Consider the following 10,330-nt stretch of genomic DNA (forward strand, 5'->3'; position numbering starts at 1 on the left):
TAAAAATTTCTTCTTTTTTAATTTTCTTTTCATTTATTTCATTTGAAATTTTATCAATTTCTTGTTTCTTTTCTTCAATTTCTCTATTTAATTTTGTAATTTCAATTTGACGATTTCTAACTCGTCGTTTTAAATTTTCTAATTCTTTTATAATTGAAATTTCCATAATTTTATAATCCTTTTAAAATCTCATCTATTAACTCTATTTTTTTCTTTAAAATTCTTATTGCTTTTGTATAATCTTTAATAGTATTATTTAAAGAAATTATTTCTTCTTTACTTGCTAATTTTGCTCTTTCTAAAAATCTAGTTTCAAACTCAAGCCTCCAGATTTCTTCATTAGCTCTTTCTTTATATTTCTTATAAAATTCTTTTTTATTCATAAGACTTTCTTTAATTCACAAGTAATAAATATACCTTCAGCTTTATGAGAAATTATCTCAAATTTAGGAATTCCATAACATCTACCAAAATTTTTCCAACGAGGTGTTCGCCAGTCATAATAACCAAAAGTCTGTTCAGTAAAATAATTACAATGCATTGGATCTGAAAAAGCAGCTAAATAATTATTAGGATGACACCAAGGAACTCTTATCCAAATAATTCCTTTTGGTTTTAATATTCTATAACATTCTTTAATAACTTCTATCCAAGTTTCAGGTTCAATATGCTCAGCCAAATTATCCATCTTGATATAATCTATTGAATTTGCTTTAGCCCACTCTTTTGGCCAAGGAATTTTAGTGATATCCCAAATATAATCAGGATTACATTCTGAAGATTTGTCAATATGTATCCAATCATCATCTATTCTTTTATCAAATCCACAACCAAGATTTAATTTATTTTTCTGCAAAACCATAAATCTCTTTATGAATTTTTTTAATTTTTAATTTTTTAAAATTTTTTAATAAAACTTTTAATCCTTCTTCTGTAAATCTCCAATAATCACTTGGATATCCATGTTTCTGAAAATTTATTCCAGGAACAGTTATAAGAATAATTCCCCCAATTTTTAAGGCTTGATAAGCTTTTTTTATTGTTTGAAAAGGATTATCATCATGTTCTAAAGTATCTAAACAAATTATTACATCAAATTCTTCTTTATATTTTAAATCATGAGCATTTATAATAATATCTACTCCTTTGCCATCTCGCATGTCTATGCCAATATATTTTCCTTTAAATAAATCTCTTACATTTCTAAAACTTTTTTATTTTCTAATTTCTTATTTTTAACAATTTCAGCAACAAAATCATAAACTTTTTTTTGCATTTTTTTTAAGAATATCTAACATATTTAAAACTCTATGTAAACAAGTATGTTTTTCAAGATATAATTTATGTCCTTCTTCTTTTATTTTCTGATATTTCTTTGGATATTTATAATAATAATTTATAATACCTTCTGCTTCTTCTATAGTTTTAAACCAACAAAGGTGTTTATGATTCTCAAATAAGTCTTCAATTCCTCTAAAATATTTAACTAAAGCAAATCCTTGATAAGCTAGAACATTATAAAGTCTAACTGAATTATATCCTTTAATATTTATTGATTGAACTAAACAGAAAGGAGAATATTTATAAAGCCATTTTGTTTGTTTTTCAATTCTTTCCTCTTCTTCTCCTCCATATGAAGGATTACATCTAACTTCAACTTTAAATCCTTTTTTTCTTAAACCATCTATGGTTATATTTCTTTCTTGATGATAAATTGGATGATTCAATCTTCCCACAAAGATTATATCCCAATTTATTTTTTCCTCTGAAGTAGGTATTTTCTTAGCCAAAACCGAAGCCTGAGGCATATAATAAGTAGGAATTTGATAATATTCTTCATAATCTGGAATATATTCTTTATTACAAAGAAAAATTGCTTTTAAGAAATCTAATTCAGTATTCAATAATTGTTCAGGTTTTCTTAAATCACACATCCACCAGCCAATTTCTGTTCCTTCTAATTCTCTTAACTTTTTAAAATCTAAAGGTTTATTATGAAAAACAATTATTTCTCTTGGTTGATATTCTTTTAATTCTTGTATTAAAGCTCTACTATAAAGATGAAATATTTTTCCTTTTAAAAGATCTGCTGCTTCTTTTAATCCTTGCTGCATTGGTCCCCACATATGATCTTCTCTAAGTATGATTGCCAGCCGAGATTTTTCTGTATATTTTTCTACTTTCTTCAAGAATTCCTTGGATATCTTTTCCTGCTTTAATAGCTTTTTTAGTTGAGATTCCACCATAATGATAGATGAAAACATCTTGTCTAATTATCAATTTATATTTCTGCCGAATATGATAACAAAATTCACTATCTTCGGCATATAGTTTATAAATCTCATTAAATCCTCCTACTTCTTGCCAAATTCTTTTAGGGAATACCAAACAAAATCCAGATAATGTTCCTGTTTCAATTGCCTTATATTCATTAACTTTCTTTATTTGTCCTTGTTTTCCACCTGCATAATTAGTTACTGGACCAACCGCTCCTACTTCCCTTTGTCTTATATCTGTTTTATATTCTCTTTCAAAAACCTCTAATAACTTCTTCAACCAATTCTTTTCAACTAAAAGATCACTATTCAAAAGACAAATATACTCAGCTTCACTTTTACTGATCAATTTATTCCAGACAGTAGATAAATTCTCATCTTTAAAACTATTCTGATAAACTATTAGACCATAAGGCTCATCAGTATTTTTTAATACTGATCTTATTGTCTTTTTTTCAAATTCAGGAACATTATACTTTACCAGTATAATATCTACTGTCTTTATTTTTTTTTAGGTCTTCCGCGAGTAGCTTTAGGCTTTTCTTCAGTTTCTGCCTTAGTTTCTACTTTTTCTTCTTTTGGCCCTCCTACTTTTACTTCCCCTTTCTTTTGATAGCCAAGAGACTTTCCGTGATCTTCAAACCAAACCTCGGAAATTTCTACCTCAACTCCTTTTGGATTGACGCATTTGATCGTCTTGATAGCCATAATTTTCTTCAAAAGGAATAATTTTTCCTTTTTCAATTATTGAATTATACCACCATTTAGGCTTATAGAATCCAGAAGAATCAAATCTATTATATCTAAGAAATTTCTTCTTTCTATCTTCTGGTTTCATATAACCTAAATGTTTAACAATATATCCAGAAACCTCTGGTCTTGGTTTCTGATGAGCATATAATGGAGCTAATCCACAATGTAAAGCCTTTTTAGCAAATTTTTGTTCTTGATCTGGCTGAAATTTATAGAAAATTACCTTATAAAGCTTATCCCAACCTCTATCTACTCTAATATGTTCTCTATCATCCCAAAGATGAACAAATCTGAAATAATAAGAATTGTGTCCTTTAAAAGCTAATTCTTCTAAAACTTTTCTATTAACTCTTTTCTCAAAAAGCTCATCAGCATCAAAAGCTAATATCCAATCAGGTTTCTTATAGGAAGCATATTTCAAAGCAAGTTCTTTCAATAACCATTGATGAGTATTAAATAATCTCTCTTTTGTTTCCCGATATTCTACTTTAGAAAATTTTTCACAAATTTCTTTTGTCTCATCTGTAGGACTATCTCCTAAAACAATAATTTTATCACATAATTTAGACTTTTCTATTAAGACTTCCTTTAAATATTTTCTTGCTTCATTATAAACACAAGTTATACCAACTATTTTTAAGCTCCTTCTTGCCATAATTTTTTGGGACTTAAATAATATTTACCAGTCTCTTTATTTCTTGAATAATAATGACTTTCTAATTTTCCTTGTTCATGCTTCTCTAAAATTTTCTCTCTCTTATCCAAATGCTTCTTTATATTCTTTTCAGAACTAATAAATCCTTGTCTTAGAATTCCAGGAGCTCCATATTTCCTCCAATATTCTAATATTTCTTTAAAACTTTCTTTTTTCATCTTCCTTTCATTTTAAGCCATTGTTCAAAAGGAATTTCAGTTCCTCCTTGACTAACTACTGTTTTATCACTATAGGCTCCTTTTTTAAGTTTCACTTGAGGTCTTGAATTTTTTTCTAATTCATAAACTGGCTCAAATCCTTTAGCAACTTTTCTGATTGTTCTTCCATCAGGCAGATATTCTTTAGAAATATATTTTTGTCTAAATTCAGAAATTGAACAAATTTCACTTCCTCTTTTTAGTTTTACATCCTTTACTTCTCCCAATACTTCTCCTCTTCTTTGAGCTTGGAGCTGAGCAGCTACTTTTTCTGAAACTTGAATTGGTTCTTTTCTATTAGTTTTTACTAAAAATGTCTTTTCCATACTAAGTTAACTCCCAAATTGTCGGATTAGACTAACCAATTTGGCAGAAAGTCTAATCCGAGTTAACTTAAACTACTACTTAATGGACTGAATTTCTACAGCTGCAGCATCCCGATTTTCAACTACTCCATAAATAATATCTGCTGTGGAAATAGTAGAAAGATAATCAGCCATATAATTAGACTGTAATCTTACTCCATTTTCTTTAGCACCAGGTAATGGCCTGGTAGCAAAAGCAAAAGCTTCTTTATGAGCTAGAATATTATGAACGAAGTCAGTTGCTGTTATCGGAACTTGAGTAGTAGAAATTACAGGAATTCCATATAACTTAGCAATCATTCCTTTTTGAACAGCTGCCACTCCTGCCTGCTCCAACAAAGTATACTTATCAATGGCCATCAAATCTCCCCAAGTAATTGAAGGATAGAAGAAGAAAGCTCTATCTTCAGCAGGAACATCAGCTTCATCTAACTTCTGAATAGCTGCTAAAATATCAGCATCAGCTACTGCAGAAGCAGAGTCATTTACTGATTGAGAAAGTCCTGAGTATAGACCAAGAATGGCAGTATCCAATGCTTTAGCAATTGAATAACCTGCATTCTGAATATAACGCTGTTGAAGAGTATAAGAACGCATTATCTGATCTGCTTCTGAATCCTCAATAGCAAATGAACATTCTTTCCAAGTAGTAACTGTCAGATCAACAGAAGTTTCTGTTGGACTAACTAAAGTTACAGCCGTAGCATTAGACTTAGTAGAAGCAGCCATTTCAGTTAGATTGGGAATATGAATAATATCACCACCACCAGCTAGATCAGGAGTCATGTTCAAGAAATGATCAGCTGCTACAAGCTTTGCCTTAAAGAAATCATTTATCGTATCACTCCACTTTTCAGGAATAAAGACCGCTAAGTCCGTAGCAGTAAAAGTATTAGTAGGAAATGCCATATTGACCTCCTTTGATAATCTTCTATGACTTTCCCTACTTTATCTGGGATAACCTATAGAAGACTATTTAAAACTTTCACTACTAGTTCTTCTCGCTCTGAGAAACTCGTTAACCATTTCAGGCCATTTCTTTCTTTTCTCTTCTTCTGGCATTTTAGAGAAATCTTCTTTCTTTTCAATAGTTGAACGAGATGAAGGTTCAGGAATTTGTTCTTCCTTACGACCTTTTTCTTTAGATGCTTCTAAAGCTAATTTGATAAAATCAGAATTAAAAGCATCTTCTAAGGAGATTCCTTTCCCCTTAGCATAGGCAAAGATTTCATCTACTTCAGCTTTATCTAAATCTCGGTGAGAAGTAACAAACTCAATCTTCTCTTTCCATTCTTGATCAGTAAGAGTAGCTTTTGGCTTCTCTTCTTCTTTTAGTTCTTCTTTCTTTTCTTCTCTTGCTTTTTCTAATTCTTGAATTCTCTTTTCAGCTTTCTCAGATTTTCTTCGCCAATATGCTCTCTGAGCGGTGAGCTTGGAGATGTCCTGCTCTGGTTTTTCAGAGGTTTCCTCCTCCTCAGAAGGTTCCTCCTCTAATTCCTCTTGGGAATAGGGACTTTCTTCTAACTCTTCTGGTTGATTTTTTTCTTCAGGTTTATCTTCCTGGTAAGAAGTGTTTTCTGGCATATTTTCACCTCCTTCCATTTTTAGGAGTGGAGAGCTCCGATTCATTTTAAGGAGTTTTGTCTCCGATTCTTTTTAAGGAGTTTAGTCTCCAATTAAGTATATTCTATATTCATAGAACCACCATTTGTTTTGTCTATAGTCATCAAAAGACCAATCCATTGTCTTAATTCATCTACAAATTTTTTTTGAACTTTTAAATCTAATTCTATATTCTCTGATTTTTCATCTATGGTGGAAATATCTTTTAATTCTTCAAGTCTTTTATTAAAAATACTTTTAAGAACTTCTTTATTATTTCTCAGGAAATTTTTTTCTTTATCATCTAAAACCATATTAAATAGTTAATTCAGCAGGCATCCTTATTGGAGTAGGAGAAGCTATTTTAGGTGCAGCAATTCCTCCGCCTCTTTCTGCTACATATTCTCTAACAGTAGGAATCTCTTCAGTACTTCTAAATTCTTCTATGTTAATTCCAGCTGAATCTAAAAGTTTATAGAATATTTTCTTAGTAGTTGGATCTTGAAGAATAGTTGGATTAGTACCAATTATTGCTAATATCTGCTGTAAACTAGCCATTTCAGCCGCTGTATTAACTCTTTCTCCAGTAATGATAATATCTATTTTATATTTCAGATTCTCATAATAGCTATCTGGAATAGTTAAAACTCTTTCTTCTCTTTCTCTTAATCTAGTTCTCTCTGCTGTTTTAATCATTTCAACTTCTTCTAAAGTTGGTAAGAAATTATTTCTCTGAATATATTCTTTCAAAGAAGCTGATACTCTTCCATTAACAATCATTCTATCTATTTTTTCCATTTCTTCTTCATTACCATAGAATTGCATAATATGTTCAGCTCTATTTTTCTTTTTAAAAGTAGGAATAATTAGATCATAGAGAAGTTCTTTTAAGAATAAGCCAACATTTTCTCTTTGAAGATCAAAGAATCCACCTGCCATTTGAGATTGTAAAATAGCTGATCCTAAAGGAGTTCCTGCTGGCATTCTCTCTCCCCTAATCACATCATAAGCAAATGTTTTCTGATCAGAAAGAACATCCCATCTTGATTCTTCTTGAACAAAAGCTGATAAATCTCTAGTTCTAATATCAATTGGATTTATCTCAGACTGAACTTTTAGAATATCTCCAAAATCAGCTTCAGTTAAAATACTTCTACCAATAAGTGGATCTCTGGTTTGGAAGAGAAGTTTAGCTGTCCAATATAATCCTTTTCCTTTTAAGTTAATCAATTCATTAACTCTAATTTGATTATCAAAAAGTTCTTCAACAATTCCTATTCCCAACCATCTTCCTTCTGTTTTATCCCAATGGACTTCTTTATAAGGAAGTTTATCTATTTTTGATTTATAAAGAATAATTCCTTCTTTTTCTTCAGGATAAGCAACAATAAAAACTGCTTTTATATATTTCTCTGGATCACCATTATCTTTTAACCAACTTTCTCTTACTTCTCCATATCTCTCAAAAATTTCAATCTGATCTTCTGATTCCTCTTCTCTCCATTTTGAAATCACTTCTTCAATATTATCCCATTTCTTTTTTTTCAACTCATCTGGAGTATAAAAGTGTTTTTCAATAATATATCTAGCTTTATCTAAATCTTCTGCTCCAGCATCTAAATAGAAATTTCTTAAATCAACTAATTTAACTTGATCATCTACTGCTTTAATAACTACTGTTCCAAAAATAGGAAGATTTTTGGTAATCTGATTAAGAGTTTTTCCAAATCCTTTTTCTTTCATCCAAAATTTTAATTCTTTAGATAATAGCCAAGTTCCTAAACGGCTAGCTTCATTTTCTGGTCTTAATCTAATATCTTTAGTATCCAAATCTATAGCTTTAGAAGCAACTTTACATCTGAATTTGGTGAGATTATAAAAGTGTTTTTTCCAACCTTCTGAATCTTTCTCTCCTGTTTCAAAAGTATCATGATAATAAAGATGAATCCTTCTTACTATATCTTTTTGATTAAAAGATAAACCAGAGACAATCTGAATTTGTCCATCTTCAAAATCATCTTTTTCTTTAATTATTTGATCAAAGATTGTTCCCTGCATAAATTATTTAATTATGGTTTTCTTGGTTTTCTTTCTTCTTCTAGGAATCTTTGCTCCTGCTTTTCTGGCTTGCTGAATAGCAATAGCAATGATCTGCTTTCTAGTCCACTTTTTCTTTCGTTTCTTGTTCTCATTAGTTAGCCAATGAATAAGCCAAGAAACATTTTGTGATTTTGGAATAGGCATATTATTGATAGCTATAGACTTTTGGCTTTTTTCTTAATTCTTTGTTGATTTCTTCCCTGATTGGACTGGTTACTGAAATATTACCAGACAAAAGCCAAACAGCTAAAGCTAAAGAATCTACACTATCATCGTGTAATCCTTCTGGAGCTCCGTAAATTAACTTTCCAGAAGGAGATAATCTAACTGTAAAAGATTCTAATTCATCAACTAAAACTTCTATTGGCGGAATAAAGACTTTCTTTTCTTCAATAAAGATAGACAGTTTCTCATATAATTGTTGTTTGGACTTATTAGTAAAAGAGAAATCATCAACAAACAATCCTTCAGCTCTTAATCCATCAACTATTGGATCTCCTAAACCAGTAGAATCAATACTTACTCTAGCATTATTATATCTTCTAGCCGTAGAAATAATTCTGGCCTTCTGAAGCTCCCAGTCTATCTTTTTGAATCTATCCCAATAAACTAATTCATGAGTTAGATAATCTATTACCGAAAGAACAGTAAAATCTCTGTATTTTCCTAAATCAACTCCTAAAATATAATTGTGAAATTTATCAGCATCTTTTAAACATTCTCTAAAAATTTCTTTTACTTTCCTGAAATACATAGCTGCGTCATCTAGGAAAACTGCTTGAAAATTTTGCTTGAAAATTTGATCTGGTAGCCTTTCTTTGTTTCTTTTCCATTCTTCTTTTGGAAAATAGGGATTTTCTATGGTGGGAAAATTGAAAGCTATTCCATCATCAACTTGTTTTGCTTCTAGATATTTATGATAAAACCAATTCTTTCCCCAAGGAGTAGAAATGAAAATTGCTTTTCCTTTTCTACTAGTTAGTCTAGCGGAAAGATATTCTTCCCAAGCTTTTCTAGGAATTCTAGCTGCTTCATCAATAATAATTAGATCCAATTCTTCTCCTAAAAGTCCTGGCAAATTCTCAGTTGATTTACACTGAATCCAGCTTCCCCAAGGAGAATTTAATTGAGGAATAGGTCTATTAGAAACCAAAGGAGCAAGTTTAGGAAAAGAACTACTAATCCATTTGGTTAAATAACTAAAAATCTTACCACTCAAATCATAAGTGGGAGCAACAATCCAAATATGCTTGCCATCTTTTAAGAATTCTCTAAAAGCTGTATAGGCACACAAAATACTTTTACCAAACCTATTTCCAGCAGCAATTACTGTCTCTCTTTTCTGATTCCTTAAAATCTCCTTTTGAGCTTTAAAAGGCTTAAAACCAATTTTTTCTTGCAGTTTTTCTTCCTTGAGTTTCATAATGGTTCGATAAACTCTTTATTTTCTTCTTCTCCTTCTTTTTCTTTTTCTACCACGAACAGCCATCTTCTGAAATTTCTTTGAACCATACTTCCTTCTCCCAATCCAAGCAGCTAAAGCTCCAGGAGTTCTTACTCCTTTTTTCTTCTTTAATTTGGCTTTTAAGGAAGCGAATCTCTTTCCAGTTCCTACTTTAGTTCTTCTCATAACTTTTCTATGAGCTTCAGCTAAAGCAGTAGCTTTAGAGATTTTTCCTCTTCCTCGTTTTTTTCTTCTTCTGGCCATAATTTTTGAGATTATTAAATTTCTAGTATAAAAGTTTGTGAAAATGTTAGGAGAAATATTTGTCGAAATCTAAAATATTATGTGGGAGAATTACAATAATATTTCAAAAATTTTTGACTGCTCCTCCTCCCCCCTTTTCATACTTCGCATAATGTGTATTGTGCGAAGTCTATTTCTTGGCTAAAATAAGCCAAAAAATAAAATTGCTTAAAATTCAATGGATTCCTTTTTAAATTCCTTGTCTTTTTTAAAGTGTACGTGTATCTTAAACTAGTTTTTCCTCTAGCTAGTTTTCTTTTTAGATTTCTTTCTAGATTTCCCTTGCGTGTATTTAAAACTAGATTTCTTTCTAGATTTCTTTTAAAACTAGCTTTCTCTCTAGATTTCTTTCTAGATTTCCCCCTAGATTTCCTTTATTTAAAACAGATTTTCCTTCCTGAACAGATTTCTCTTCCCTTATGTATTAGATTTCCCTTATGTATTTAAAACTGATTTCCCTTAATTCCTTTCCTTAGTTCCTTAACTAATTTTTTCTTTTTTTTCTTTACTCAAATAACTCTCCTCTTTCTTCTTCTAAACCAAATTTAATCTTTTTATCTGGATATAAATCTCTT

The 10,330-nt window shown here is 30.3% G+C and carries 16 protein-coding genes; all 16 read right to left on the reverse strand.

The window, feature by feature from the left end:
* Positions 1–170: 170 nt before the first annotated feature.
* Entirely contained in the window at positions 171–383 is a 213-nt protein-coding gene (locus AB1414_01070) for a hypothetical protein (GenBank protein MEW6606028.1), read from the reverse strand.
* Complete coding sequence (locus tag AB1414_01075; GenBank protein MEW6606029.1) at positions 380–856, reverse strand: methyltransferase domain-containing protein; 477 nt, start codon at positions 854–856, stop codon at positions 380–382. The genes AB1414_01070 and AB1414_01075 overlap by 4 nt, the downstream gene beginning before the upstream one ends.
* On the reverse strand, positions 843–1,160 hold the full coding sequence (locus AB1414_01080) for a methyltransferase domain-containing protein (protein MEW6606030.1): 318 nt from the start codon (positions 1,158–1,160) through the stop codon (positions 843–845). Before AB1414_01080 ends, AB1414_01075 begins: the two co-directional genes overlap by 14 nt.
* 96 nt (positions 1,161–1,256) lie before the next feature.
* On the reverse strand, positions 1,257–2,189 hold the full coding sequence (locus AB1414_01085; protein MEW6606031.1) for a glycosyltransferase: 933 nt from the start codon (positions 2,187–2,189) through the stop codon (positions 1,257–1,259).
* Complete coding sequence (locus AB1414_01090) at positions 2,137–2,781, reverse strand: glycosyltransferase (GenBank protein ID MEW6606032.1); 645 nt, start codon at positions 2,779–2,781, stop codon at positions 2,137–2,139. The genes AB1414_01085 and AB1414_01090 overlap by 53 nt, the downstream gene beginning before the upstream one ends.
* Positions 2,778–2,996 carry a hypothetical protein gene (locus AB1414_01095; GenBank protein MEW6606033.1) on the reverse strand — a complete coding sequence of 73 codons (219 nt, stop codon included), beginning with the start codon at positions 2,994–2,996 and terminating at the stop codon, positions 2,778–2,780. The genes AB1414_01090 and AB1414_01095 overlap by 4 nt, the downstream gene beginning before the upstream one ends.
* Positions 2,941–3,684, reverse strand: a complete 744-nt coding sequence (locus AB1414_01100) for a glycosyltransferase (GenBank protein ID MEW6606034.1) — start codon at positions 3,682–3,684, stop codon at positions 2,941–2,943. Before AB1414_01100 ends, AB1414_01095 begins: the two co-directional genes overlap by 56 nt.
* On the reverse strand, positions 3,666–3,902 hold the full coding sequence (locus AB1414_01105; GenBank protein ID MEW6606035.1) for a hypothetical protein: 237 nt from the start codon (positions 3,900–3,902) through the stop codon (positions 3,666–3,668). Before AB1414_01105 ends, AB1414_01100 begins: the two co-directional genes overlap by 19 nt.
* Entirely contained in the window at positions 3,899–4,267 is a 369-nt protein-coding gene (locus AB1414_01110; GenBank protein ID MEW6606036.1) for a hypothetical protein, read from the reverse strand. The genes AB1414_01105 and AB1414_01110 overlap by 4 nt, the downstream gene beginning before the upstream one ends.
* Before the next feature lie 75 nt (positions 4,268–4,342).
* Entirely contained in the window at positions 4,343–5,215 is an 873-nt protein-coding gene (locus AB1414_01115; protein ID MEW6606037.1) for a hypothetical protein, read from the reverse strand.
* 63 nt (positions 5,216–5,278) lie between these two features.
* Positions 5,279–5,890, reverse strand: a complete 612-nt coding sequence (locus tag AB1414_01120) for a hypothetical protein (protein MEW6606038.1) — start codon at positions 5,888–5,890, stop codon at positions 5,279–5,281.
* Positions 5,891–5,982: 92 nt separating this feature from the next.
* Positions 5,983–6,222 carry a hypothetical protein gene (locus AB1414_01125; GenBank protein ID MEW6606039.1) on the reverse strand — a complete coding sequence of 80 codons (240 nt, stop codon included), beginning with the start codon at positions 6,220–6,222 and terminating at the stop codon, positions 5,983–5,985.
* Position 6,223: 1 nt separating this feature from the next.
* A complete protein-coding gene (locus AB1414_01130; protein ID MEW6606040.1) occupies positions 6,224–7,966 on the reverse strand; it encodes a hypothetical protein in 1,743 nt (580 codons plus the stop codon).
* Between the two features lie 3 nt (positions 7,967–7,969).
* A complete protein-coding gene (locus tag AB1414_01135) occupies positions 7,970–8,152 on the reverse strand; it encodes a hypothetical protein (GenBank protein ID MEW6606041.1) in 183 nt (60 codons plus the stop codon).
* 1 nt (position 8,153) lies between these two features.
* Positions 8,154–9,431, reverse strand: coding sequence for a terminase family protein (locus AB1414_01140; GenBank protein ID MEW6606042.1), 1,278 nt, complete (start codon positions 9,429–9,431; stop codon positions 8,154–8,156).
* 18 nt (positions 9,432–9,449) lie between these two features.
* Positions 9,450–9,716, reverse strand: a complete 267-nt coding sequence (locus AB1414_01145) for a hypothetical protein (GenBank protein ID MEW6606043.1) — start codon at positions 9,714–9,716, stop codon at positions 9,450–9,452.
* Between the last annotated feature and the right edge of the window lie 614 nt (positions 9,717–10,330).

The sequence above is a fragment of the bacterium genome (genome assembly GCA_040755795.1).
Lineage (GTDB): Bacteria > UBA9089 > CG2-30-40-21 > CG2-30-40-21 > SBAY01 > JBFLXS01.

What these genes read in the sequence shown, in the direction of transcription:
- AB1414_01070 (MEW6606028.1), bottom strand. Translation starts at nt 383, where the DNA reads ATGAATAAAAAAGAATTTTATAAGAAATATAAAGAAAGAGCTAATGAA.
- AB1414_01080 (MEW6606030.1), bottom strand. Translation starts at nt 1,160, where the DNA reads ATGCGAGATGGCAAAGGAGTAGATATTATTATAAATGCTCATGATTTA.
- AB1414_01100 (MEW6606034.1), bottom strand. Translation starts at nt 3,684, where the DNA reads ATGGCAAGAAGGAGCTTAAAAATAGTTGGTATAACTTGTGTTTATAAT.
- AB1414_01105 (MEW6606035.1), bottom strand. Translation starts at nt 3,902, where the DNA reads ATGAAAAAAGAAAGTTTTAAAGAAATATTAGAATATTGGAGGAAATAT.
- AB1414_01110 (MEW6606036.1), bottom strand. Translation starts at nt 4,267, where the DNA reads ATGGAAAAGACATTTTTAGTAAAAACTAATAGAAAAGAACCAATTCAA.
- AB1414_01115 (MEW6606037.1), bottom strand. Translation starts at nt 5,215, where the DNA reads ATGGCATTTCCTACTAATACTTTTACTGCTACGGACTTAGCGGTCTTT.
- AB1414_01120 (MEW6606038.1), bottom strand. Translation starts at nt 5,890, where the DNA reads ATGCCAGAAAACACTTCTTACCAGGAAGATAAACCTGAAGAAAAAAAT.
- AB1414_01125 (MEW6606039.1), bottom strand. Translation starts at nt 6,222, where the DNA reads ATGGTTTTAGATGATAAAGAAAAAAATTTCCTGAGAAATAATAAAGAA.
- AB1414_01130 (MEW6606040.1), bottom strand. Translation starts at nt 7,966, where the DNA reads ATGCAGGGAACAATCTTTGATCAAATAATTAAAGAAAAAGATGATTTT.
- AB1414_01135 (MEW6606041.1), bottom strand. Translation starts at nt 8,152, where the DNA reads ATGCCTATTCCAAAATCACAAAATGTTTCTTGGCTTATTCATTGGCTA.
- AB1414_01140 (MEW6606042.1), bottom strand. Translation starts at nt 9,431, where the DNA reads ATGAAACTCAAGGAAGAAAAACTGCAAGAAAAAATTGGTTTTAAGCCT.
- AB1414_01145 (MEW6606043.1), bottom strand. Translation starts at nt 9,716, where the DNA reads ATGGCCAGAAGAAGAAAAAAACGAGGAAGAGGAAAAATCTCTAAAGCT.